The sequence below is a fragment of the Streptomyces xingningensis genome (assembly GCF_054957865.1).
Genome location: NZ_JBDJPF010000021.1, coordinates 1 through 24,741, shown reverse-complemented (window position 1 = coordinate 24,741; position 24,741 = coordinate 1). Strand labels below are relative to the sequence as shown.

General features: G+C 67.0%; 23 protein-coding genes. 16 read left to right on the top strand and 7 right to left on the bottom strand.

The features are described 5' to 3' along the window. Positions 1 to 329: 329 nt before the first annotated feature. Positions 330 to 815 carry an ATP-binding protein gene (locus ABCR83_RS13535; RefSeq protein WP_462695203.1) on the bottom strand — a complete coding sequence of 162 codons (486 nt, stop codon included), beginning with the start codon at positions 813 to 815 and terminating at the stop codon, positions 330 to 332. A gap of 138 nt (positions 816 to 953) precedes the next feature. On the opposite strand from ABCR83_RS13535, the gene ABCR83_RS13530 reads away from it, so the two are divergent. After that, on the top strand, positions 954 to 1,589 hold the full coding sequence (locus ABCR83_RS13530) for a nucleotidyltransferase domain-containing protein (protein WP_462695202.1): 636 nt from the start codon (positions 954 to 956) through the stop codon (positions 1,587 to 1,589). Here the strand turns inward: ABCR83_RS13530 and ABCR83_RS13525 are convergent. The 3 genes from ABCR83_RS13525 to ABCR83_RS13515 form a co-directional block, all read right to left on the bottom strand. Further along, entirely contained in the window at positions 1,579 to 2,046 is a 468-nt protein-coding gene (locus ABCR83_RS13525) for a PPC domain-containing DNA-binding protein (RefSeq protein WP_462695201.1), read from the bottom strand. The two genes, ABCR83_RS13530 and ABCR83_RS13525, sit on opposite strands and share 11 nt — an antisense overlap. Before the next feature lie 33 nt (positions 2,047 to 2,079). Then, positions 2,080 to 3,072: an asparaginase gene (locus ABCR83_RS13520; protein WP_462695200.1), complete on the bottom strand. Its 993-nt coding sequence runs from the start codon at positions 3,070 to 3,072 to the stop codon at positions 2,080 to 2,082. Positions 3,073 to 3,141: 69 nt separating this feature from the next. Further along, positions 3,142 to 4,686, bottom strand: a complete 1,545-nt coding sequence (locus tag ABCR83_RS13515) for a helix-turn-helix domain-containing protein (RefSeq protein WP_462695199.1) — start codon at positions 4,684 to 4,686, stop codon at positions 3,142 to 3,144. 190 nt (positions 4,687 to 4,876) lie between these two features. Here ABCR83_RS13515 and ABCR83_RS13510 point away from each other — a divergent pair, with 190 nt between their 5' ends. The 15 genes from ABCR83_RS13510 to ABCR83_RS13440 all read left to right on the top strand — a co-directional run bounded on the left by ABCR83_RS13510 (position 4,877) and on the right by ABCR83_RS13440 (position 18,902). After that, positions 4,877 to 5,593 (top strand): hypothetical protein, encoded by a 717-nt coding sequence (locus ABCR83_RS13510; RefSeq protein WP_462695198.1) that lies wholly within the window; start codon positions 4,877 to 4,879, stop codon positions 5,591 to 5,593. Further along, positions 5,593 to 6,270 carry a dTMP kinase gene (locus ABCR83_RS13505; RefSeq protein WP_462695197.1) on the top strand — a complete coding sequence of 226 codons (678 nt, stop codon included), beginning with the start codon at positions 5,593 to 5,595 and terminating at the stop codon, positions 6,268 to 6,270. The genes ABCR83_RS13510 and ABCR83_RS13505 overlap by 1 nt, the downstream gene beginning before the upstream one ends. After that, positions 6,270 to 7,139: an isocitrate lyase/phosphoenolpyruvate mutase family protein gene (locus ABCR83_RS13500; RefSeq protein WP_462695196.1), complete on the top strand. Its 870-nt coding sequence runs from the start codon at positions 6,270 to 6,272 to the stop codon at positions 7,137 to 7,139. Before ABCR83_RS13505 ends, ABCR83_RS13500 begins: the two co-directional genes overlap by 1 nt. A gap of 23 nt (positions 7,140 to 7,162) precedes the next feature. Continuing rightward, positions 7,163 to 7,621, top strand: a complete 459-nt coding sequence (locus ABCR83_RS13495; protein ID WP_462695195.1) for an NUDIX domain-containing protein — start codon at positions 7,163 to 7,165, stop codon at positions 7,619 to 7,621. Then, the gene (locus ABCR83_RS13490; protein ID WP_462695194.1) at positions 7,618 to 8,292 is read left to right on the top strand and encodes a TylF/MycF/NovP-related O-methyltransferase; all 675 of its coding nucleotides are present in this window, start codon (positions 7,618 to 7,620) and stop codon (positions 8,290 to 8,292) included. The genes ABCR83_RS13495 and ABCR83_RS13490 overlap by 4 nt, the downstream gene beginning before the upstream one ends. Beyond that, positions 8,289 to 9,233 carry an NAD(P)-dependent oxidoreductase gene (locus ABCR83_RS13485; RefSeq protein ID WP_462695193.1) on the top strand — a complete coding sequence of 315 codons (945 nt, stop codon included), beginning with the start codon at positions 8,289 to 8,291 and terminating at the stop codon, positions 9,231 to 9,233. Before ABCR83_RS13490 ends, ABCR83_RS13485 begins: the two co-directional genes overlap by 4 nt. Before the next feature lie 233 nt (positions 9,234 to 9,466). Continuing rightward, on the top strand, positions 9,467 to 10,108 hold the full coding sequence (locus ABCR83_RS13480; RefSeq protein ID WP_462695192.1) for a hypothetical protein: 642 nt from the start codon (positions 9,467 to 9,469) through the stop codon (positions 10,106 to 10,108). 30 nt (positions 10,109 to 10,138) lie between these two features. Continuing rightward, the gene (locus ABCR83_RS13475; RefSeq protein WP_462695191.1) at positions 10,139 to 12,037 is read left to right on the top strand and encodes a radical SAM protein; all 1,899 of its coding nucleotides are present in this window, start codon (positions 10,139 to 10,141) and stop codon (positions 12,035 to 12,037) included. Then, the gene (locus ABCR83_RS13470; protein WP_462695190.1) at positions 12,034 to 12,777 is read left to right on the top strand and encodes a hypothetical protein; all 744 of its coding nucleotides are present in this window, start codon (positions 12,034 to 12,036) and stop codon (positions 12,775 to 12,777) included. The genes ABCR83_RS13475 and ABCR83_RS13470 overlap by 4 nt, the downstream gene beginning before the upstream one ends. A gap of 78 nt (positions 12,778 to 12,855) precedes the next feature. After that, positions 12,856 to 13,023, top strand: coding sequence for a hypothetical protein (locus ABCR83_RS13465; RefSeq protein WP_462695189.1), 168 nt, complete (start codon positions 12,856 to 12,858; stop codon positions 13,021 to 13,023). A 76-nt stretch (positions 13,024 to 13,099) separates the two neighbouring features. Next, positions 13,100 to 14,065, top strand: coding sequence for an aKG-HExxH-type peptide beta-hydroxylase (locus ABCR83_RS13460; protein ID WP_462695188.1), 966 nt, complete (start codon positions 13,100 to 13,102; stop codon positions 14,063 to 14,065). After that, positions 14,059 to 14,427: a hypothetical protein gene (locus ABCR83_RS13455; RefSeq protein WP_462695187.1), complete on the top strand. Its 369-nt coding sequence runs from the start codon at positions 14,059 to 14,061 to the stop codon at positions 14,425 to 14,427. Before ABCR83_RS13460 ends, ABCR83_RS13455 begins: the two co-directional genes overlap by 7 nt. Positions 14,428 to 14,698: 271 nt before the next feature. After that, positions 14,699 to 15,847, top strand: coding sequence for a hypothetical protein (locus tag ABCR83_RS13450; RefSeq protein ID WP_462695186.1), 1,149 nt, complete (start codon positions 14,699 to 14,701; stop codon positions 15,845 to 15,847). A 245-nt stretch (positions 15,848 to 16,092) separates the two neighbouring features. Further along, positions 16,093 to 16,845: a hypothetical protein gene (locus ABCR83_RS13445; protein WP_462695185.1), complete on the top strand. Its 753-nt coding sequence runs from the start codon at positions 16,093 to 16,095 to the stop codon at positions 16,843 to 16,845. 518 nt (positions 16,846 to 17,363) lie between these two features. Then, the gene (locus ABCR83_RS13440) at positions 17,364 to 18,902 is read left to right on the top strand and encodes a UvrD-helicase domain-containing protein (protein ID WP_462695184.1); all 1,539 of its coding nucleotides are present in this window, start codon (positions 17,364 to 17,366) and stop codon (positions 18,900 to 18,902) included. A 778-nt stretch (positions 18,903 to 19,680) separates the two neighbouring features. Here ABCR83_RS13440 and ABCR83_RS13435 read toward each other — a convergent pair. The 3 genes from ABCR83_RS13435 to ABCR83_RS13425 all read right to left on the bottom strand — a co-directional run bounded on the left by ABCR83_RS13435 (position 19,681) and on the right by ABCR83_RS13425 (position 24,243). Beyond that, positions 19,681 to 20,982, bottom strand: coding sequence for a GNAT family N-acetyltransferase (locus ABCR83_RS13435; RefSeq protein WP_462695183.1), 1,302 nt, complete (start codon positions 20,980 to 20,982; stop codon positions 19,681 to 19,683). 458 nt (positions 20,983 to 21,440) lie between these two features. Further along, positions 21,441 to 22,442, bottom strand: a complete 1,002-nt coding sequence (locus ABCR83_RS13430) for a DUF6083 domain-containing protein (RefSeq protein ID WP_462695182.1) — start codon at positions 22,440 to 22,442, stop codon at positions 21,441 to 21,443. Between the two features lie 1,198 nt (positions 22,443 to 23,640). Beyond that, positions 23,641 to 24,243 (bottom strand): hypothetical protein, encoded by a 603-nt coding sequence (locus ABCR83_RS13425; RefSeq protein ID WP_462695181.1) that lies wholly within the window; start codon positions 24,241 to 24,243, stop codon positions 23,641 to 23,643. Positions 24,244 to 24,741: the final 498 nt, after the last annotated feature.

Here is a 24,741-nt window from a genome sequence, read left to right as displayed (position 1 = left end):
TCGCCTTCGAACCCATCGGACTGGTCGGTGAACCACCGCCCCCTCCCGCACCAGCGGCTCCTCCACGGCCGAAGAAGCCGTCGCGTGCTGAGCTCGAACGTCGAATCGCCGCCCTGGAGAAGGAGAATCAGCACCTTCGGGCTGAGGGTTGATCTCGCCAGCTACCTTGATGCCAGTGAGGTCGTCTTGCCGATCAGCCGAGGTCACCTGCTGGTAGGCCATCGGTGCCGCAGCAGGTGGTGACCGCGTGGGCGGCACCAGAAGCGGCTGGCCCGCCCTCAATCGGCGCCGGCGTTGCATGGGCTGACTGAGCAGCCTCGGGTCGGTCATCAAGCCAATGGCCGCCATGCTTTGTCGTGCTTTGCCGTCTCCAGCTCGAACCAGACGGTCTTGCCGAGACCGTCGTCAGCGAGCTCCACGCCCCAAGCCGCCGACAGCGCACGGACGATCACCAAGCCGCGTCCGTGCTCGTCGCTCTCTTCCAGTTCGCGTGGCTGCGGGATGGCGGAAACGTCGGCGTCGCTGACGGCGACGCGGAGACGGTCCCTATGGCGGAACAGGTCGAGCTGGAACGTGGCGGCGGGATGCCGGATGTGGGTAATGACGTTGGTCACCAGCTCTGACACGCAGAGTTCGGCTTCGTCAGCGACTGCGGCGAGGTCCCAGGCCGCGAGCGTCGAACGTGTCTCGCGTCGGGCGACCCCGGCGCTGGATCGGATGGCCGGGTGCCGCCAGCTGGCGTGCGTGGACGTCGACGAGCGCCCGTCCGGAGCAGGCTCGGTGCTCAACTTGGGGATCGATGTGGGCACCTGCACTTGCTTCCTCCTCTGCGAGAACGTTCGCAGGCTTCGGTAGCGCCAGCCGTGCCGACCACCTTTGCACCGCTGACCCACTTCCCCCATGCGTGTTTATGGGCGGCCGGTGGGCCCGGCTGCCCGGTAAGGAGTGCCAGGATGGATACCGTGATCAACACAAACGCGACCGTTCTCGCACGGGGGCCGTGGGCTCCGCTCTCACCTCCAGAAGCAGCCGAGCTGCTGGCCGGGGCGGACTTCCCCTGGTGGATCGCGGGCGGCTACGCGATTGAGCTGGCCGTTGGTGAGACGTACCGCGGACACAGCGATCTCGACGTGTTCGTCCTCCACCGCGACCAGGCCAGGGTTCGCCGCCACTTCGGAGGGTGGGATCTCTTCCTGGCCGATCCGCCTGGTGCCGGGACGCTGCGTGCCTGGTCGAAGGGCGAGGCTCTTCCGGGCCGGGTGCACGACGTGTGGTGCCGCCGTGCACCTGACGAGCCGTGGTCGGTCCAGCTCATGCTCGACGAGGCCGACGGTGACGAGTGGGTCTCACGTCGGGACGCTCGTATTCGGCGCCCCCTCGCGCAGCTCGGCCGGGTGACCTCGACCGGCATTCCGTACCTGAGTCCCGAGGTGCAGCTCTTCTACAAGGCGAAGAACGTGCGCGAGAAAGACGAGATCGACTTCGGGCGAGTGCTGCCCCTCCTCGACGCTGGCCAGCGAGCTTGGCTCACGGGCGCCCTGGAGCTTGCGCTGCCTGACCACGCCTGGTTGGGGAGGCTCAAGGCGTAGGACCGAAGGTGAGGAGCGGCACGTCATAGAGCTGGGGGTTGCGCGGCCGCGTCATGGTGGGCCCGGCGACCTCCACGATCAGCAGCTCGCTGAGGAACTGCACACGGGCGCTCAGCAGATGGCTGGTGCGCCCGTCGGCTCGGTCGCCCTTGAGGCCGGCCGCGAGGTGGATGTGGGGAAGGACCAGGCCAGTGGCCGGGTCGTGGGCAAGAGTGCCTCCGCCGAGGGCTTCGACGAACTCAACGCGAGTGCGGTCCCAGAGCGGCCGTTCGGGGTGGGTCAGGCCGTCGCAAGTGCCGACGATGTCGGCTTCGGAGAACGCGCCGATGAACATGGGTATGTAGCCCTGCCGGACGTCGTTGTCCTTGCAGAACTCGGCGAGGGCGTCAAAGAAGTCCTCACCGTGCTCGAAGGTGACGCCGAACGTCCGGCCGAGGGTCAGTTCACTGGCGCGCATCGCTCGTCCTAACTGCGGTGAAAGGCTACGGAATCAGTGAGCTACGGCATGGAAGGCATCGGAGATCTCGTCGGCCTTCCGCCTCTGGGCGAGCAGGACATGCAGGAGGAGCCGAGCCTTGTAGGCGTCGAGGTGACTGCCTCGGATCAGTCCCCGGGCAAGCAGGTCCTTCTCGGAGCCCGGGAAGCTGTAAGTGGCCTCCAGCACCGGCCCGTTGCCAATGCGACCGGCGAGAACCACGGGGATTCGGGCTGCCGTCTTCTCCAGGGTGGCCACGAAACTCTGGGGGACGTGGCCCACACCGAACGCGGCCATGACGAGTCCGTCGCACGCCTCCGCCATCGCCGCGAGGAGGGTTCCGTCGTCACCGAGCGTCGCGGTGTACAGGCCGACGCGGGGCGTCGCGTTGGCCAACGATCCGGGGAAGGTGACGCGAGGGCCCAGCGAGCCGTGGACGTGGGCGCGACCCTCGTAGAGGCGTCCCAGTGGCCCGGTGGCCGGGGAAGTGAACGCGGCTGGGCTGGTGCTATGGGACTTGCGGACGGTACGAGCGGCGTGGATCTCATCGCCGAGGACGACCACGGTGCCGGCGCCGTTCAGGTCCGGATCAGCGGCGGCGATGACGGCCGCGTAGATGTTCGCCGGGCCGTCCGCCCCGGGCTGGGTGGGGTTTCGCATGGCTCCGGTGACAACGATCGGCTGATCACCGACGTGCAGGAGGTCCAGGAGGTAGGCGGTCTCCTCGATGGTGTCGGTGCCTTGGGTGACCACTGCTCCGTCGCAGCCGGCCTGGAAGGTGTCGGCGATGGCGCCGGCGAGTGCGCTCAGGTCGTCGAAGCTGAGGGAGGCGCCGGGAAGACGTCGGAAGTCGTGGACGTGCAGATCGACGTCCAGGCCCTGCAGGGCGGGGACGGCGTCGAGCAGCTCATGGGCGGACAGCGCAGGCACAACTCCGCCGGTGGCCGGGTCGGTGGTCATCGCGATGGTTCCGCCAAGGGAGAAGATCGCAACTTGCCTCTTGCTCAACGTCGTTGTCTCCCTCTCGGTATGCGGTTCGCACAGCGTGCGGCCGGGTGCCCCGGGCAATCTATCGGTTCATGCGACACGGTGGGAGGCGACGAACTGGCATGCGGTGTCGAGACCGTCCAGCCCCAGCAGACGGCTGCGGGGACGGGCGAGAGCACGGGTACCTACCGAGGCGAGCTGACGGCAACGCCGGGAGAGCCAGGTCCAGTCCAGTCCCAGGTACTCAGCGGTGGCGATGAGGCGGTCACGAGCGAGAAGGGCTCCGGTGGCGGAGTGCGCGGCGGCGTGTCCGACGGCGTCGGCGAAGGCATGTAGATCAGCCGGTCTCGTGGTACGTCCGAGCTTGGAGACCGCCTCCGCGCGCACCCAGCTGGCGATGACGGCGCGCTGTCGGGGAAGCAGGACAAAGCCCTCGGTCTCGGCGAGCTCGAGGTTCTCCGTGATCCAGGTCGTGATGCCGAGGGACTCCATTAGAGCGATCGCCAGGAAGAGCAGGACTCGCTCGTGGCTGGGGGAGCGGGTGACCGCCTCCGGCGGAATGCAGAAGGCACGGCCGATCCCGGTGTTCGCCTCCGGTGTGACCGGAGCCGTTCGGCGTAGGTAGGTGAACTTGTGCGTGAAGAAGAGCCAGGTGGCGGCCTCCTCCCCACTCTGCTCGCGGGTCCAGAAGACCGGGGAGTCGCCGAGCGCGTCACGGTTGTCGAGGATGTAGTGGGCGCTGGCCTGGGAGCCGATGAACATGAGGGAGCCGGGCGTCAGGTCCTCCTTCCGTACGGCGGCGGCGAGCGGTTCGAGGTCGACGCCGCTGGTGAGCGGAAGGATGGCGTGCAGGCCGGCGTCGTCACCGAGCAGCGCCGCGTCGAATCCGGTGACCGCCCAGAGGATCCCGTACGTGAGGTCGTCGAGTTCGTACGCGGACGGAATGCGCAGTATGCGGTCCTGGTCGCCTGTTTCGCGCTTGGCTCGGCCTCCGTAACGGGCGTCGACGGCGAACTGCCGGCTCGTCCCGTTGACTGTACGAGTCGCGATGACGAGGGCGCGGGTGGGCGTTCTCGTCCAGGCGTCCAACTCGGGGCCGCGGCTGATGTGGAGCTCGTTGCCACGGAAGGTGTCGGCGTCGAGTACCAGGGCGGGCAGGGCAGTGCTGGTGATGCTCTGGCCGGTGGGGAGATGCAGCTGGTTCGGTCCGGCCGTGGTGCTGACGCGAGGCCGTAGAGGCGAGAGCTCGAGAGTTGAGGACGAGTGTTCAAGGTCGGCGGGGAGCGGACCGGCAAGCTGTTCGGGGAAGTTGAGCGCCTGGGCCCACTGGAGCATCCGGCGTCGGTCCTTGACGACCCGCTGTCCACGCTCCAGCCGGCTGATCTCGGACTGGTCGCTGTTGACGAACCGGGCGAAGGTCGCCTGCGACACACCAGTGTGGCGCCGGATGAGGCGGCAGAGCGAACCCAGGTCCCAAGCCGCCACCGCCTGCCGGACGTGCGGCTCCTCCCAGAACTCGGGCGCGATGTGTAACCCACGTTGGCAAGGGCCGCACCTGGTACCGGCGTTGTAACGGCTCAACGCGTTGCCGCATGAGGCGCACCGCCGCTGTTGGCTGCTGTCCACGCCGAACATTCTTCCCGGTGTTCGTGCGTCAGGTCGGCCAACGTAGCGACCCGCATAAACGCCCATAACCGCAGCCCGTACTGCTCGTGACTATAGGAGGAGCGCACGCGAGCCGGCCCGGCGAACCTCGCCACTGCCGCCCTGCGTCAGGAAGGACTTACGGGTGATGAGAGCGACAAGTCCTGTGGAGGAGGGCACCATGCCGTCGCTGAGAGCGGCCTGGCGGACCCTGGCGGACGGGCTGCTGATCCAGCGGCTGCATCTGCATGTGGAGGAGTGGCGCGAGATTGTGCGGACCCAGGACAGCCTGCCCGACGTCAGCGCCGTCGAGGTCGGCGGTCTTGCCCGCCGTCCCGCCAGCGTCCCCGGTGCGGAGGCGCGGGCACTGCTGGAAGAAGCGGGTCTGGCGTACTGGTGGTCGCTCCCGCAACGCCATGGTCTGGACGGTGGCGCAAACGCCGTCTGTACCGTGCGGGCGGCGGAGCGGGCGCGGAAGCGTCTGGTGCCCGACGGCACGGCGGCACCGTGGGGTGAAGCCGTGGTCGCCGCGTGCGAGGCCAGCGCGTGGTGGGTGGGGTTCTTCGCGGTCATCAGGCATCGCGGCGTGCGCCATGTGACCTTGGAGCCGAACCCTGAACCGGTACGCGCCCAGGTCTTGGAGGGGGCGGTAGAGGCCGTGTCCTACGGCATGGCGGACCGCGTGCTGGCCGCCGCTCTGCCCGCGCACGACGACCTACGGGGCAGGCGCGCCTACTGCGAGGCAATCACGGCGGGCATCGAGGCGGAGCGGTCGGTGCCCGGGTTGCTGGACGAGCTGGGCGAATTGCGTCTGGTGGACCTGGTGACCACGACTGCCGTGTGGCGTGGCCAGTTCACCAAGTACGCGGGCGGTACGGGAGCAGGGCAGGCCGAGTGATGACGAACCGTTCCCCCTTCATCGCTATCGAGGGCCTGGACGGCACCGGGAAGACCACGCTCCGCAAGGGACTGTTCCGACTGTGGCAGGGCCTGTTCGACGTCACCCCGCTGTGCCTCCTGACCACGAACTTCCTGTCGCCGGACCATGCCGGCCAGATCGTCGACGGGAAGTACCGGCCGTCCCCGGAGAACAAGGCCGCCTACCTGTCGGCCATCGTCGCGGACAAGAACGCGACGCTGCGTAAGCTCGTCCGGCCGCAGCGCCAGGCGCGACCGGTCATCGCGGACCGGTGGCTGCTGAGCGAGCTCGCGTTCTTCGCGGTCAAGCACGGTGCCGGGGCAGGGGACACCTACGCGGCGCTGGCCGAAGGGCTGGTGGAAGGCCCGGACGCGACGCTGGTACTCGAGCTTCCCCCCACCGACTCGATGCGGAGGGCCAAGGGCCGGGCTGGCGACGCCGTCCGAGAGGACTGGGACGTGCACCACGTGCAGTCCGCGGTGCACGAGGTCTACGCGGAGGTCACCGGTTCCCCGCAGTCGTTCCCGTTGCTCGGCGCCGTGGTGCGCCTGGACGCCGACGGCACCCCCGCGGACGTTCTCGGCTCGGCCTGGGCCGCGCTGGAACGGCTCGGGCTCATCCCCGGCCTGTCGGCCAATGACGAGAAGGAGAGCTGATGCCGACACCTCATGGGGTGGCCCAACTGCGCGAGCCGCTCAACTCGGGAGCTCCGGCACGGCCGTTACTCGCGGCGGGGGCCGTCAATGCCATGGCGGCCCGCCTGGCCGTGGAGGAGGGGTTCGACGCCCTCTGGGTGAGCGGGCTGGAGGTGTCCGCCTCCCTCGGCCTGCCCGACGCCAACGTGCTCAGCGCCCGCGACCTCGCCGACGTGGTCACCGCGCTCGGTCGCGTGACCGAGCGTCCGGTGATCGTGGACATCGACAACGCGGGCGGCACCGTCGAAGGCGCTGCCCGCGTCGCGGCTGATCTCGCCAGGGCCGGGGCTGCCGCGATCTGCCTGGAAGACAGCGCCTACCCCAAGTGCAACAGCTTCGCCGGTCACACCGTCCAGCAGCTCGCTTCCGCGGAGCTCGTTGTCCGGCAGATCGAGCGCATCCGCAAGACCGTCGGCGATGACCTGGTCGTCATCTCCCGCACCGAATCCTTGATCGCCAAGATGAGCCTGGAGCTGGCCATGGGCCGATCGGCGCGCTTCGTCGAGGCGGGTGCGGAAGCCGTTCTGATCCATTCCAAGGACCAGACCGGCCGTGAGCCTCTGGAGGTGGCCGCTCGGTGGAGTCACGCGATCCCGCTGGTCACTGTGCCCACCGCCTTCCCGCAGCTCACCGCCACGGAACTGGGCCAGGCCGGTTATCGCCTGTGCATCTACGCCAACCAGTTCAGCCGAGCCGCCTTGGCCGGCATGCGCGCCGCCGCCCGGCAGTTCACCCGCGAGGGCACCTTTCGTCCCAGCGCCGAGGCCCCGCTCGCGGCCGTCGGCGACCTGCTGCGGATCGGCGAGCCGGACGCGCTGTCCTGCGTCTGACCCCACGCCCGAGGGAGCCTGTTATGACCCTTCCCCGCATCAGCGTGTCGGTGAAGGCTGCGGTACAGCACGACGACCAGGTCCTGCTCCTCTCGTACAACGATCACTCCGGGTTCCACTACAACCTGCCCGGTGGCAAGGCGCAGGAGGGAGAGGGCCTGCGCGACGCGGTCCATCGCAAGGTCCGACAGGAGACGGGGCTCGACGTGGTCGTCGACCGGCTCCTGCTGGTGACCGAGTACGTGCCGGCGGCCTGGAACGACGAGTTCGGGACCGTGCAGAAGACCCAGTTCACGTTCCTCGCACAGCCGCTGGGCGATACAACTCCGCGATTCTCCGACCCTTCCGACCCGATCCAGGTCGGCTTCGAGTGGACGTCCATCGGCAAGCTCGCGGAGGCATTCCTGCTGCCCCGGATCAACGAGCCGCTGGTTGCCGCCCTCCACGGCCGACTCCACGACCCGTTCATCGACAGGTGGTGACCGCAGTGGACGACAACCTGCGCAAGTGGCTTCTCACCGAACACGCGGACACGGTCTGCGCCGACCGACTGAACGTCATCGCCGACGAGCTCCGCCGCTTGGTCGACCAGGGCACCGACGGGGCGATTGTGGAACTCGGCTGCTACCGCGGGGCGATGGCCCTGTGGATGCGCTGTGTCCTGGACTCCCTCGGCGACACCCGGCGCGAGATACACGTCTTCGACTCCTTCGCCGGCATGCCCGCCCCCAGCGACCACGACTCCCATCACCTCACCGAAGGCGAACTGCGCTCCGCTCCCCAGGATGTCCTGGACACTCATGCCCGGTGGGGCCGGACACCGCCGACGATCCACCCGGGCTGGTTCGAGAAGACCGTGCCCGGCGAACTCCCGGGCACGGTCGCCCTGGCCTACCTGGACGGCGACTTCTACGCCTCCACCATCACCGGCCTTCGAGCCTGCATACCCAGGCTCGCTCCCGCCGGCGTGCTCCTCCTGGACGACTACGCGGACACCGCCATCAACCCGAGGGCATGGGACGGTCTGCCCGGCGTCAAGCGCGCCGCAGACGACTTCTTCGGCACGCCCTCCCCGATCGAGGTCGTCATCGGCGACGGCGACCTCGCCTTCGGACGCTTCCTGTCCCCCGTGCGGCGAGGAACCGGCCGATGACACACACCGTCCTCATCGCCAAGGGCGCTGCCGACCTTTACCGAATCCAACGCGCCTGTTGCGGAGTCGAGTTACTGGAAACGGCCGACTTCGACTCCCTTCCGGAAGCCGCTCAGCGGACCACCGTCGTCGCACTGCGCTCCGGAGCACGGCTGGGCCGCCGGCAACTCGACCGGTTGCCTTTGCTCCAGCACGTCGTCCGCGCCGGCTCGGGCACCGACAACATCGACGTCCCCGAGCTCACTCGGCGCGGCATCACTCTGCACCGCAACCCACACGCCAGTGCCGCCGCCGTGGCCGAGTGGTGCCTCGTTGCCGCACTCAGCCTGGCCCGCCGCATTCCCTTGGGACACAACGCCATTGCCCAGGGTCGGCACATGAAGGATGCCTGCTTGGGCAGGCCCCTGTCCGAGCTCGACGTCGCCGTGTGGGGTGCTGGTCCGGTCGGAAGATCGACCGCCAGGCTGCTCGCCCCCTTCGCTCGCCAAGTGTCCTTCGCCTATTGGCCTTCCAGCCCTCCCGAGCTGCCGCAACTTCCTGCTCACACTCTGGTCGAGTGCGCTGATGTCCACGTCGTAGCCCTGCCGCTGCGGGACGGGACGCGAAGACTGTTCGACGAGGAGTTCCTCACAGGGGTCGCCGCCCGCCAGCCGCTGGTGATCTGCGCCGGACGGATTGAGACGCTCGACGTGGACGCCTTCCTGCACGCGCTCGACGCGCAGCGGATCAGTGGTCTCGCCCTGGACGCCATCGAAGCCGAGCACGTGCGGCTGGTGCACCTCGCAGCCGGTTCGCGGAACCTCCTGCTCACGCCACACATCGGCGCCCAGCGCACCGACGTCCGTCAGGAACTGGACACCTGGCTCACCCAGCTCATCACCTCGATCTCGACCTGCCCGGCGGCCGGTCCAGCGGTCACCGCTCACCGGGAGGGCCAGTGATCAGCGACTCGATACGGCACCGCCTCCGCATCGCGAGTCGGACGGCCAAGCAGCTCCTGTCCGACCACCCGGGTGCGACGGTTTGGTTGGAGGGAGCCCTGGCATGCGGGCTCGCCCATGCGGCCAGCGACATCGACCTGCGCTTACTGGGAGATGGTCCGGATCTCCCCGAGCCCCGTTCGTGGCTCAGCGACGGAGTGCGGATAGATCTCCAAATCTCCGCCCCGGACCAAATGGCGGAGCTACGCGGACTCCTACGTGGCTTCGATGTCCGCAACGGCGATCTCGTACTCTTCCGCCAGGTCCGCAAGGACCTGCCGAAGCTGACCTGCCTCCGGACCGCGAAGCGCTACCAGAAAGGCCAATGGATCCCGGTCACGGACTCCGGCGAGGCCGAGGTCTACCGTGCCTGGGCCGTGGCCGACCGCGCCGAGACGGTGGCGAGCCTGACCGAGGACCTCATCGGACTGGTCGACGACGGCCTGTACGCCTCGGCTGATCTGGTCCTGGAACGCCTGGCGCTGACGCTCGCCTCGGCCGAGTGCGCCGCCGCCGGACAGCCCCTGCTCGGGGAGAAGTGGCTCCCGCTCACGGTCACGCGGCCATGGAGCTCCATTCCGCTGACCGGGCTGTGGCACGACCCGGCCTGGAAGTGGTTCCACTCGGTCCAGCGGCGGCTGACCCGTGCCCTTTTGTCCTGTCACCCCGTCAACGACAGCAGCGGCGAGTGGATCCAGGTGCCGGTCGACGGCCCGGGATGGCTGCCGCAGTGCTACAGCGACGGCTGGTTCCTTCGCCGCGCGGACGACCGCGTACCGCTCACCGACGCGGCCCTGACCGCTTGGGCCAAGCGCTTGGAGCCCGCGACAGCCTGACCGCCGAGGCGCTCGACCTGGAGGTGAGCATTGTCCACCGTCCCGCCCTCGAACGAGCTCGACAACCTGTACGCACGCCTCGACCCCGCCGACAGCACCGGGGCCGTTTCCGTGATCCTCAAGCTGCGCGGCGAGACCTGCGACATCGACTGCCTGTACTGCTTCGAGAAGCGCAAGGAAGCTCCCGGCGGACGCCGTGTCGATGCCGCCCAGGTGCACCGCCTGGCGGCGCTCTTCGCAGGCCGGCCACTCGCGGTTGAACTGCACGGGGGCGAGCCTCTCACCGCTGGCAAGGACGCGGTCGCCAACGTACTGCGCGCTCTTGCGGCGAACCCGAATGTGATCCGAGTCAGCCTCCAAACCAACGGTCTGCTCCTCGACGACGCCTGGCTCGACCTCTTCGACGAGCACCTGCCTTCGTTGGAGATCGGCATCTCCCTCGACGGCGACGCCCGAGGGAACAGCTGGCGAGTCGGCTACGACGGAGCCCCCGTCTACCCCAGGGTTGTCGAGACGCTGCGGCTGCTGGAACGCCGCGACCGGACCGCCTCAGTCATCTGTGCCGTCACACCGCAGGTACTCGGCCGGGCTGACGAGATCATCGACCACCTGGCCTCCTTCCCGGCCGTGACGGCGATCAGCCTCGTCCCCTGCTTCGACAGCGCAGTGGTCTCGCCGACACGAGCACTATCCAGGCGCGTCGGTACCAGCAGGGCTATGCAGGCGGCGGCGATCGGACCCGCTGGTCCGGCCTGGGCCATCACTCCTGCCCAGTACGCCGACTTCACCCTCGCCGCAGCTGTCCACTGGGTTCGCGCTGGCTGGTTCCGCAAGATTAAACTGGACCCAGTCGTATCCGTGCTCCGCCGTCTACGGGGCCTGCGCACCGGCTCCTGCCACTACGACGACCTCAAGTGCGACCACATCTTCACGCTGTACCCCGACGGGCGATTCGGCGGCTGTGACGAACTTCCATGGCCCAGCGCCCAGTTGGCCCATCTCCCGCTCCTCACCTCGCAGCAGGACGTGCGGCAAGCCCAGGACCGCTCCCGGCTGCTCGCCGACGCCCACGCCCTCATCGCGCCGTGCGTCTCGTGTGACTACCGGGACACCTGCGGAGGCGGCTGCATGGCCGTACGCCTCCGCTATGCGCACGCCGACCTGGGCGACGCCTACTGCGACCACCGCATGCGACTGGTCGACGGCGTCGCTGCCCTGCTCGCGCAACCGGAGCACCCCGAAGCGGTCTGGTGCACCCGACTCCGCTGGCGCCCGCGCCACCCGAACCAGATGCACGACGTCGGCGCGTTCCTCCGCCGCTGGGACGATCCACTCACACCCCGGCAGCGAGCCCGCCTGCGCACCAGCGCGCTCGGCAACATCAACACTGCGGGCCTCCCCGGCGTCCACGAGGCGGACGACCTCGACCCCAGGCACCCTCAGTGGCGCGACGGCATCGAGCCGGGGATCTTCCCACTTGTACAGGCTGTCACCGAGCGCTGGGGCTACATCACCTACGACAGCTGCCAGGGGCACCCCGCCACCTCTGGTGCGCCGCAGCGTGAACTGTCCGTCGGCATCCTGCCGCGCAACCGGACCGAGGCCGCCGAGATTGCCGCTCGGCTGTGCCGACTCGCCGAGCGAGCCGACGGCGCCCTACCTCCTTCTTGCGCGATCGACCTCGGACGCGCCCTGCTGACCTGCGCCGCCACCGGAAACCGTTACCCCGTCCTGGACCTACGCCTCGTACCCACGCCCGACAGCTTCCCGAACGACTACCTCGCCGCGCTCCCCATCGGCGGCCAGCTCCTCGCCGAGCTCGTCGACCGCCTCGACCACCACTTGCCTGACGACGATCCATTCCGGTGCGCCTGCCCGCCCCCGATCCCCCACCCGCACTTCCTCGATCTCACGGAGGTCCGTCGGTGATCCACATCGCCGAGACACTGAGCATCCACACCGTTGAGGACTTCCTCGACGCCCACGAGGTGAGGCGGCTCAACGAGATCATGGACCTTGTCCTCGCCCAGCACGGACGCGACTCCTTCGACGACGCCCGCACCTCCACCATTCACGAGGTCCCCGGACTCACTTCGGACCAGGCCCGCGCTCTGTACGAACCGGTCGGCCGTGTGGAGATGACCGACGTTCCGGCCGCCGCCCTGGCCATCCTGGACACCGCACTGGAACGCAGCCACGCCTCGATCAGGCGGAACATGCCGTCTGTGGAAGGCCACCGTCCCTGGATCTTCCTGGAGTACCAGGCCGGTCAGTACATCAGCGCTCACGCCGACGGCATCGCCCCCGATCCCGGCGCCTGGCCCCGCCAGATCGCCGCGGCAAGCGTCACCATCGAACTCGCGCCCGACGGCAGCGGCGACTTCTACGTCGAGACCAGTGGGAGCGAGGCCCCTTGGACTCCGCCGTCCCCGGAGCCCCACGCCGACTACGCACCCGGCATGCGGTTCATCTCGGAAGGCACCGACGGCTCCTCCGCTTGGTTCAGCTCAGTGAAGCGCACCCGCTGGACCGCGCGGCCTGCCAGCGGCACCCTGCTCATCTTCGGCAGCCAGCTCATCCACGGCACCGAACCCGTAACCGCCGGCCGGGTGCGCAAGTTCCTCACCCTTCTGACCGCCGAAACCCCAGCACCCCATGGGACTCGGTGAGCCAGCCATGCACTGGAGCCGCGGTCCTCCGCTACCGCCCCGACTCCCTCTCGATCAATCCACTTGCGAGGAGGACCCATGGAGAACACCGACCAGTTCAGCGAGTTCGTCGAAGCCGTGGAAGCCCTGCGCGATGACGCTCCGGTGCGGATCACCGCCCACACCTCGAACGCCTCGCCACACGGCTGGAACGCCTCCCGGCCGAGCCGGACCGCTGAGGCGCCCACTGACAACACCGAGCAGTAACCCATCACAGCAACTGGTGGGTCCGGCGTGGATCATACGGTCCGCGCCGGACCCATCGCTTCTCGAGGAGACGCGGATGCCCGAACCCTTGATTGGCAAGCTCTTCCATCTGCCCGGCCTTCAGGAGCGCAAGGCGCAGCGAACGCGGCGCATCGCGGAGCTTCTCGGCAGCAAGCTCGACGGCCACGCTCCAACCGGCGGAGCCATCGCCCACGCGGTCGCGCATCACCTTCTTGAGGGAGCCGAGCAGGCCGCCATCGACCGTGACGGCGAGCTGCTGTCCTGGTACCGGCGCACCGAACTACGCGACCTCGCGTACCTGACGACCGCGAACTCCCCCAATGGGGCACACCTGTTGCTGAACCCGGAACGCGGGCAGCTCCTGCAGTCGCCACTTTCGGAGACGGCCTACTACCTTGTCGCGCCGGAGACCGCGCCCGCCCCGGCGGATTTACACACGCTGTTCGAGGCGGCTCTGGACTCTGCCCGCAAGCACGGCTTCGGTGACCTGGTAGATCAGCACGCGCCGATCGTCTGCCTGCTCGAGCGACGGGAGCTGCGTGACACACTCTTCAGCTGGAGCATTACGCGACTCCCTGGCACCGTATTCACCGACTATGTCGACGTTGACGCCGCGGAAGTTGTCGCGCGTGACCTCATCCACGAGGCTGGCCATCACTGGTTCAACGAAGCCCTCGCCATGGCGTCGGTCTCGCTGCCGGATGACGTCACCTTCTACTCACCGTGGCGCGAGACGACGCGGCCCGCCTTCGGGTTCCTCCACGCCTGCTGGGCCTTCTCCCTTACCGCGATCTACAGCGCCGCCGTCCTCGACGGCACCGCGCCACCCGTCCGCGCCTTCCTGGCCGACTACCTCGCCGAACAGGGCCGCCTCCTGCAAGCAGCCGTACCCGCCTTCGACAAGGCCGCCCCCTTGGTCACATCGGAGCCGCTGCGAGAACGAGTCGCCTCCGCAGTCAGCATCGCCCTGGAATGCACACCGAGTCTCCCGAAGCCGACCGAGGATGTGGGCTCATGCTGACCGGGGCTGTGCCGCACATGGTGATACCGGGTATCGCCGAGTTCGTCCGTGGCGGCCGGCCTGCCCCGGTCGCCACGGACGACGGCAACCACTGGGTCGACGGCTTCTGCTGGCTGTACTGCGGCCAGCAGTGGACCCGCGTTCTATGGATCGGTCCCGCGACCGTGGCCGGCGCCCAGGCGCCGATGTACGCCTGCGGACCCTGCATCCGGGAACTCCAGGAGCGGGTCTGGCACTCGATCCTCCTCGGTGACGAACCGTATCGTCCGGCCCTGTCTCCGGCCGACGAGGAGGATCGCCGGGCCGGCCGTAGGCGGCCCGGCCGTCATCGCCGCGGTGGATGGCCGTTCCGGCACCAGTGAGGTTCACCGAGCCAGCAGCGGGGTTCCTGCGCTGATGGCAGGTTCACGCTGCGTCCCAGCCCAGCAGACCGTCAAAGGGTCAGAGTTCAACCGTCGTCGAGAGCCTCGCTGGCCACGGGCGCACCCGCATGTGGCTGGCCTATCCGTCAGATCGCTGTCCGTGGAGCTATTACGCCCCCGTCCAACGTCCTTCTCGATAGGCTGCTTTGGCTGGAGGGGGGTGGTGGCGGTGCGGCCGCGCCGGATTCAAGGGGTGCCGAGGGAAGGTTGGTTGGGGGAGAGGCTGAGGCTTGCCGACGTCGAGCACGTGCCGACGGACGAGCTTGTACCGCTGATCACCGATAGCTTCGACAACCTCGTCACAGTAGCCATTGCGGAAGCCACCAACGGCTACATCCCACAACGCACCCGTCGCCTATTGCGCAAGGCAGAATGGCGGCTGGACTGGCAGGACGCCCTGCTCTGTGCCTGCGGAGAACTCCAGGTCGCCGTCGAACGGATGCGCTACACCGGTGACCCTCGTCTGGAACGCACCGAGCACCGGCTGCGCCGTGTCCGCAACCGCGCACACGAGGCCGGTGTGCTGGCCAAGAAGTTACGCAGCAACGATTTCAACAAGAGCGCCGAACGTAAGAGCGGCACGAATTCCCACCTCACCGCTCTGAGCTGGTTACGGAATGCGTTCCCGGGTGAGTATGCGGAGCTTCTTCAGCAGGAGCGCGCCCGCCGGAACGTCGGCGACGAAGCCGAGGGACCCTCGTTCCGCAACGTGCACGAGCAGATCAAGTATGCCTATGAGCAAGGTCAGATCGCCGCGCCGCGCACTCCGGAAGCCGAGGCGCTGCTCGGTGCCGATGACGCTGCCGTACGGCTCGCTGCTGCCGAAGACGCCAAGGACCAAGAAGAACGCAACATGGCACTGCGCCATCCCCTGATGCTGGGACGGTGGGAGAACGCTCTGAGAGAACTTGGGGAGAGCACAGCAGGGCGAGCGCGCGTGGAAACTCCTCATGGGTTGGGAACCCTCCCGGACGACTTCTACACCCTCCCCATGGAGGAAGCGATGGCGGTGCTCAACGCCCGCCGATTCCTCGCAGCCATCCAGCAGCGGCGTCTTGAGTACAAGCGGTACGTCCGTCAGATCACCCAGGCGCTGAGCGAGCGGGAACGTGAAAGCCCCCACGTCATCGCTTCGGCCGAAGCAAGGGCCGCGGCCAGCCAGTTTCTTATCGAGGGGTACCCGTCCGAGTACGCCTACGTCCGCGCCGTGCTGCGGTCCCACGAAGCGCGCGATGGCTTTCTGCCCAGCTCGCTCGTCACCAGCCCGCAGCGCGCCGAGATCAAGCGTCGCGTCCTGGCGGCCTTGGCGGACGGGACGTGGAAGCAGTCGGCGGCGTCGGAAGCGTATGGCGCGGGGTGAGTCCCGGCACAGGCGCCATAGCCGTGCCATTGCCCCCGCAGGGGACGGGCCTGGGGCAGCAGGAGGCACTCTGCGGCTGCACAGTTGAAGGTGCGGACGGAACCGGTCGGCAGTGAGCGCATCTGATCTGACTTGGTCAGGCTCCCTTCCGAAAACGCAAGCTGGGCATATCCAGCGGCGGCTCGCCGCAGGATGACGTCGTGGACTTGTGTGACGACGGAGTTGTCCATGCGCGGAGGGGAGCCGTGACCAAACTGACCGAGGAACAGCGCCAGCAGCGCGCCGCCGCCCGTGCCCGACAGAAGGCTCTTGCAGCTGAGCAAGAAGACCAGCGGGACAATGAGCGACGCGAGAGGTGGGCACGGGAAGGGATGCGCCTGCCCTGGGAAGAGGTTATGGCCGGCGAACCCTGTAGGGGCTGTGGGGAGCCGATGCACGACAGCCTGGGCGATTGGCCTCCGTTGATGAAGCTGTCAGAGGAAGGGCGGCGGGAATACGACGCCGCTGAAGCGCGCTTCAAAGAGAAGCATCGGAACTGTGCAAGTTCGCGCTGGAGCTACAGCGGGTCTCGGGTCACCCACTGCTTTAGCTGCTGCCCGCCGCCTCCACTGAGCCCCCAAACGCTCAGAAAACTCGCGGACTTCTGCGCCACCTTGCCCTCGAAGGAGGAGCGTAAGAAGGATCTTGACACCTGGGATCTGACGCTGACGTGCGACCACGTTGCCCAGCACATCCAGCACCGTGAGCACGATCACGTGTCAGCTCGCGTCGTCGACTGCCCGGAGTGCGGCGAGCGCCGCGGTGTCGTGCAGAGCGTTCGCGTGGGACCGGCGTACAGCGACGAGGTAGTCCAGGCTGAACGTGCGGAGGCGGATCGAGAGCGCTTAGCGGGGGAGTTGGCTGCCGCGCAAGAGAAGCTCCGACGCGAAGAGCGAAAGGCGGAGGCAACGCGACGCCGCATTGAGGAGATGCAGCAGCAGCTCAAGCCCGACTCCTGACCTTGTGCGAAGGGCGGGATTGCCGGAGCGGACGGGACAGCATGCGGATCTCCTGTCTCGCCCATCCAGACTAACCCGACAAACCGGGTGTCTCAGCCGAGACTGTCAGAGAGGGTTACGCCACTGAGGTAGACAAGTCTCTGACGCGCAAATAGATCAGTTCCAAGGTCATCAAGCCCCTGGCGTCTTCGATTTGTCCGCCGCACGGCGGGCGGCGAAGCCGCCCTGGGGCGCTGACCAGGTAAAAGTGGGTTCGAACTTGATCGCGTGTCACTACCCGTCATAATTTTGCCAGCGCTTCGAGTGCGGTGCGCCAATGTCATCCCAGCGCTCAAGAGCACGTCTTACGACCAATAGCGAGAGTGCCGGCGGTGCCGCGGCCGTCCTGGCTGCCCCGCGCTCCTGAGGCTGGTACGGCAGAAGATGTAGCGGATTTCGGGATCGCCAGACATACGCCCTCTCCACGTGTCACCGTGCGATTGCGCTATGAAGCCGCACCCGCCCTTGTGAGGAGCACAATGCCCGCACCTACCCCTGAGCAGAGCGCAGCCGTCGATACCTTCCAACGTGGCGACAACTTGGTCCTGCAGGCCGGCGCGGGAACCGGGAAGACGACGACGCTAGCGATGCTCGCGGCCAGCACTACCAGACACGGCAGGTACGTAGCGTTCAACAAGTCGATCGCGAACGACGCAGCTCGCAAGTTCCCTGGCAATGTGCTGTGTAAGACCGCGCACTCGCTTGCATTCGCAGCCGTGGGTCACAAGTACGGCCCCCGGATGAACGCGCCCCGGGTGCCGGGCTGGAAGACCGGCGCCTCTCTGGGCATCGCCATGAACATGAAGGTCCGGATCGGCGAACGCAATGTCACCAACAAGGCACTCTCCTACACCGTGCTTCGGACCGTCACCCGCTTCTGCCAGTCCGCGGACCGCACCTTCAAACGCCACCACGTTCCCCGCCTGCGAGGCGTCGAGGCTGAAGGCCTGCACGCCCAACTCGTAGACATCGTCTTGCCGTACGCAGCCAAGGCATGGGACGACCTCCAGAACCCGCAGGAAGGCGTTGTCCGCTTCGATCACGACCACTACCTAAAGATCTGGGCACTGACCGAGCCGAGGATCGAAGCGGATTTCCTGCTGTTGGACGAGGCCCAGGACACCAACCCTGTGGTCGAGCAGATCTTCAACGCCCAGCGAGACCACTGCCAGCTGGTGATGGTGGGTGACTCCGCCCAGGCCATCTACGGCTGGCGCGGGGCTAGGGACGTGATGAGCGACTTTGATGGCACCCAGCTGGCTCTGTCCCAGTCGTTCCGCTTCGGTGCCGCCTTGGCCGATGAAGCCAACCGATGGCTGCACATCGTTAACTCCCCGATCCGCCTGACCGGCACACCGGTCATCAACACCCGGCTCGAACGCATTGAGGAGCCGGACGCGATCTTGTGCCGGTCCAACGTCGGGGCCATGCTCGAAGTCATGCGTCAGCTCGAAGCCGGCCGTCGCGTCGCTCTGGTAGGTGGCGGTGACGCCCTTCGGGCCCTTGCCCGGGCCGCCCGCGACCTGAAGGCCGGCAGACGCAGCACCCACCCCGAACTCATACTCTTCGAGACCTGGGGCGAACTCCAGGAGTACGCCGAGTACGACCCGTCTGGACGCGACCTGCTGCCGCTGGTCGACCTGGTTGACGAACACGGGGTAGACGTCATCCTGGAGGCAGTGGACCGGCTAGCGGTCGAGCAAGGGGCCGAGATAGTCGTGTCCACCGCCCACAAGGCCAAGGGCCGCGAATGGGCCTCCGTACGGATCGGCGAGGACTTCGAGGAACCGCTCGACCCGGAAGAGACCGACGAGAACGGCGATCCCTTGCCCGGTGACATCGATGACGCTGAGGCCCGCCTTGCCTACGTCGCTGTCACCCGAGCCCGGCACAGCCTCGACCTGGGCGGCCTGTCGTGGATCAATCAGCATCCGGACGGCAACCCCGGCGGCAAACGACTGCCCCAGGACCCCAAACCGCCCTCCGGATGGGACGCGCTGGGCCCCATGCCGCACTGATCCAGGACGGGAGTCGGCTCGGCGGCGTTGTCAGCGACCTCTGCCATCGTGGAGGCCAGCACGATGGATCTGCCCGGGGAGGGACGCCTGTGGACTCAGGTGACGGGCTGATGAGACGGACCTTCTGCCCAGTGCGCCCGTCGGCAGCAGCGTTCTGGCCGCCGAACCCGCTCTGTCGGACCGACGACTGGCGGCAGGCATTCAATAGGTCGCTGAATGCGTTGGCCGAGTAGCACACGAGGCGTGTCGCCACCCCGGGCGCAGCGGTAATCACGCAGAGCTGTGTCGCTGAAGCGATACCCCGCTTTCTCCCGGATGGTGTCGACATGGCGGTGAAACAGTGGCGGCCGGCGCACGCGGATCTCAATTGGGCGACGTGACCAGGCCGGACTTCTGCCTGTTCGACTGAGAGGACGGGGGCATGGCACCTCAAGGACTGGATGCTGTGCCGTTGTGGGGCAACTCCCTTGCTGTCCCGGCTCTGGCTGAGCGCGTCCGTCGTGAACGGCGCAACGATCTGGAGTGTCGGGACGGGCGGCTAATAACCTTGTTCGTCTGCGCGGAGATCCTGACTCCGGCCACCCATCCCGAAGGCCCTCGCCTTGAACCCACACGCTGGATGGCCGCACTGGTTGTGGAAGACCTTCAGAGAGGTTGATGATCTCACTGTTCGCGGAGGCGGCGTCGGTGGTTTTGGAGGACGGGTATCTGGAGTAAAGGACCTTCGGTCTTGCCCGCCGGTGCCCGCTGATCGGCGACACGGAAGCCTGTCGACGGGTCAGCTGACCCAGACGCCCCCGGGTGAGACCCGGCGTGCGAGGCGTCGGCCCGCGTCACTGATCGGGGTCGACCAGGACACATCGGCGACTTGGCACCCGAAGTCGTCGGCGAGTGCCCGAACGAGTGTGGCGCCGACCCCTCGGCGGCGATAGGAGCCCGCCACCCAGATCAGAATGATGCGCGGCCGCAGGGTGTCGTCCTGGTTGCCGTACCGTGACCCGTCGATCAGATCCCAGCGGAGGTGCTGACTGGTGTCATGGGCGGCGAGATAGCCGACGGCGTACCCATTCGCCTTCAACAGGTATGCCCGCATGTTGTCCGAGGTCACCTCAGGCTCACCAAGGTGGGACCACGAGCGAAAGTCGTAGCCGTTCTCCTTTTGCGGCATCCAAGCCACCTGGTAGGCCAACTTCCGCCACGTGACGGGCGACTGTGTCGTCACGATGGCCAGGTCGCCCCACCACTCCAAGTTTTTGGGTGCCCGGATGCCTAACGCCCACGCCGCGTGGTGAGCGGTGTGCTGCTCGCCTTCGCCCCAAGGCTCCCGCAGGCTCATGCCACAGGGGCAATGGCCGTTGCTCGGCGTCTCCGCAGTGCGGAACTGGACGGGGATGGCGCCGTAACTGAGGTTCTGATTCCTGCCGCCTACCCAGGGTCGGATGGGCGCATCGTCCGACTCGACGTACCCGGTCCAGCGGTCCACCCACCCGGGGTACCGGTCGGGGAACATCTCACGGAGCTGCTTCTCAGCGGACGACAGCGTCGGCCGAACCCACACACTCCCCGCTGTTGCCCGACCGTTGAGGCGAACCCCCCGTTCCCTGGCCTTACCGCGCAGGAACCTCAGGAATGCGCGGGGCGGCGAGCCGAAGTCGATACCGCGAACCAGCTCCCGTTCACCGGGACCAAGCCAGTCATCGACGGGCAGCGCCAGCCGGTCGGCGAGCACATGGAGCCCGCTGAAGTCGCCGTCGAGCTCGGCTGCACGCAGCGCCTCCACTGTCGCTTCGACGTGTGAGAACTGGACGGCCAGTTCGACCCAGCGTGGGCCCCTCCCTAACGAGAAGCTGCCTGGGTAGCCGTCGTACCAGATGCGGTCGGTGAACGCGTCGCATGCCCTGTCGACGGCTTCCGTGTAGGCGGCGGGCAGCTCGGGAATGTGTCCTCGCGAGTTCGCAGCGTCGACGTACCCATCGCGGTCTAGGCGGACCGTGGCATACCAGCGAGAGGCATGGACGTGGATCTTCCGGGAGCTCCAGTCCCGTGGGTCTGAGTCGAGGTGGATAGTTCGCTCGGCCATGTGCTCTGCTCCTTACCCGGCTGCTTGCGTTGCTTCACCGCCCTGTGTGCGATGCCCGCGGCTTGTGGGGGGACAGGGCACCGCCTATAGTGCCTCGACGAGACCCGCCCAGACCGCCGATCCGGCACGCCTCGTCCCTCTCTTCGCGCTCCACTCAGCCACCACGGCGAAGTACGCCTGTAGTTGGAAGCTCATGGAGCGCTGTGAAAGCCCCCGGGCAATCTCCGCTTCCAGTAGCCTCGATTTCGTGACTGAAGAGACGCCATCGCGCTGAAGAACTGCGACTGGCTTGTCCGCAACAGGGGCTTGGGCGAGGTCGAGTTGGAGTAGTGAGCAGCTCGCTCGTCATGAGCGATAGCGGTACCGAGGTTGCGCTTCCGGCCGAGCCGGGGGTGCATGTCCGTGACGAGGTAGGGAAGTTGTAGGCCACCTGCGAGGCGGTCTACTTGGCGTTGCCCCTAGGAGCCCTTCCCCAACCAGCGTTCGTGCGTCGCTTGCCGTCGCTGCGCCCGTCGAGCGCACTTGTAGCACTTCCACCCTGGTTCCACACATAAGACAGTTCCGTTCGTGCACCCGTCGTCGGCGCAGATGACCCGAGTAGGCGCAGGAACCTCGAAGGGTTGATGTGCAGCCTCATGTGCGGCTTCGTAGCCCTCCGGTGGACGGGCGAGGATGAAGTCGCTGTGTCGCAAGGGGTCGAAGGTGACGAGTTCGATGTCGCACGCCTCGCGCGCTGATGCGTGGTTGTGGGCCGGGCAGCGCTGGCGAAGCCACCGCAACAGGTCAGTGAAGTCCGGACAGTTGAGAGCCCACACCCACATTAAGCCTCCGGTCGAGTTGAGGATCTGTTGGTGGGCCCTTCCTGGGGCGTACGGGATCTCGACCTGTGTCCACTTGCCTTCGGTGACGTCCATGACGGAGTTCGCGCATCGACTTCCGTCGTCTGCGGCGGCCACGCACTCAAGTGCTTCCAGGGCCCCTGGAGCAATCTTCAGCACACCACTGTGGTGGAGCACGTGACGGATACCGCCCTCGTCGGCGGCCGTCGGGGGGTCGGGTTCCTGGATCTCAGCCTCACTGCGGGGAGCCACAGCAGCAGGGGCAAAGGACCCAGAATCGATCATTTTCCGCATCCGGATACCCAGCGCGCGAACGATGCTTTCCATAGCTGGATCAAGGTCGTCATGAGTCATTGCCGGGCAGACCGAGGAATGTTTGATCCGGCAGCGCCCGTAGTCGCGGGGATTCGCTCCCAACATCGCAATGCCGTTGTCCAAGTGCCATCGGTAGCGGGGAGGTACAGCTGACGTTGGGAATTCGACGGGTATGAGTGGAACCCTTGTAGATTCGAAGGAGTCGCGCCACTCGACGCGATTCCCGCACCAGGAGCATCGCCCCTGGGTGTCTCGGACCGTCTTCTTCGACGCGCTGCTGTTCCAGATACGTATGCCCAAGACCACTCCTCCTGCACGGTCCAGGCCCGCTACAGCAGCGAGCCGACACAGAGCCCGTGGGGGGCGGTCAGCTCCATCTTCCCTATACGCCAGTAGATTTGGAAGCGCTTTCCCCAGGTGCCGCAGGTGCCCCTACGTCCCGCAGCCGCGACGAGGCGCAGGGGACGACCAAGCTTCGGCGGTCCAGCCGCAGACAGCCGTCTCCGTGGAAGCAGCCCAGCTTCCGGCGTCGGCTGAATCCGGGTCTGGCGCAATCCCGGCTGCTGTTGGTGATCTTCACCCGCAGGGATGGTGATAGCGGCCTTCCGAGCATCTGGGGCGGCGGCTATCGCTGTGCTGAGCTGGAGGTCCGGCTCATGGGAGGGGGAGTTCGATGTCTATGGCTTCGCGGTCCGGACGGGTCATCTCGTCGCTGACGGCGCGGATGGCTCGGGGGAGCACCCCACGCGGCGCGGTGGCAGGTTGTGAGCGCGACGCGAGCCGCTTCGAGGGAACCCCAAAGCAGCTGACGCCGGGTGCCTGACGGCCCCAGCCGAACAGCGTGTGCGTGAGCGATGCGTGAGCGGACGACGGAGCACCCGTTGGATCGGGTGTCACGTCCAGGAGGCCGGAAAACCCCTGACCAGGCCAAACAGGATCTTGCGTGACCACCCAACACCACCCGTCACGATCTTGCAGGCCCTCGTAATGCGTAGGTCTCGGGTTCGAATCCCGAAGGCGGCTCAGAAGCTGTGTCACAACCTCTTTCCGCAGGTCACGACGTCATGAGGTCCGGCGGTGATCCTACTTGCCGTTCGGTTCGGCGTCGATGGACGGTGGCCCGAACGGCAAGTCAGTTCTCCGGCTCTTCCTGGGCGTCGCCGATGATGATGCGCAGGCCGTGGACGCCCTGCATAGTCCCGATGACGGACGCTTCCGCCTGGCCAAGAGCCTGCCTCGTGCCTTCCACATCACCGCGCTGAGAGCGGGGGTGGGCGCCGAACGCATTCGCCGCGCGATTACGGCCATGAAGGAGGCCGCTCGGCCCGGGGGAGTTTCTTCCTCTTCCGCTGACGGGGAGCCGCGTCACTCCGCCCGGTGGGTCTCGGCCTCAGGTTGCCGCAGACACTCCGCCCGTCTCGGTCAGCGCGGTGGCCGTTGGCATAGAGCTCACTGTCCAGTCGCGGGCTGCGACCAGCGCTCCACGCAGAGAGAGCGAGGCGTATCAAGCGCGTGTGCAGTGAAAGGACGTGCCGCCGGAGGACTGGCTGATGACGAGGGTTTTGCTGTCCCACTCGTACGTCATCCGGGAGAACTCACCGCGCGGATCCTGCGATGACTGCAATGCGTAGGAGAAGGTGTCCTCGAGCATGTCCGGAGCATCCTGAATACGGAACGGTCCTTCACCGTTTCCCATGTTGTAGTCGATCTGCAGGGTCTTCTGTCGGTAGGACCAGGTGCCATGCCAGATGCTGCCCGGATCGGCCGACGGCGGTGTCAGGGTCCAGGTGCCGTCCTTCAGCACCTCGACAGTGCTCCTGTGCGCGTCTTCCCGTCCGTCATTGCGGAACATCCGCACGTCCCATGAGCCGGCAACGAACGCCTTGAGCGCATGCCCTTTCAGTCCGCCGTCCGTGCCTGGCGTCGTTGCTGTGCTCCTTTCAGGTTCCTGCAGTGAGGGGGATATGATGGGGGCTGGGCTGGGGCCGTTTTCGCCTGTGTTGTTCTTGCCGGCGCAGGCGGATACCACCGCCGCCACGGCGCCGAGCGCCAAGTACTTGACCGTCTGGCGCCGCCCCAGCACATGTACGATCTCTCGCGAGTTCATGTGTCCCTCTCCGTGAGCGTCGCGCGAGCGTAGTCGGGGTTGTGTTGTAGCCGGTAGACGTTTACGAGCCAGAACTCGGTTCTTGGTCGTCTCAGGTGTACCGACGAAGGCCGTTGATCGGCAGTATTGCCCACGTTATCCTCGGCGGCCGCCACCGTGATCACAATGACGACCGTTTCATCGCTGCTCAGAACGCCGTTTCGCCGGTGCTCCAATGTATGCCGGAGGACACGATCACACACCGGGCACTTCAAGCTCAGGCGGCTGACGCGAGGCCGGCCGGGGCCGTCTCGGAGCGGCGCTGGGGGCGGGACAGGCGGCGGGACATGAGCGTGATGAACGCCCACTGGATGTGAGCTTCCGCGTGGGTCATCAGACGTTCGTAGTCCCTTGCATTGCGCCGGGCCCGCATCGTCCACGAGTTACTCCGTTCCACCACCCACCTATCAGTTACGTGGAATCTGACCGCAGCGGAGATCATCTCCCTGCGGTACGACC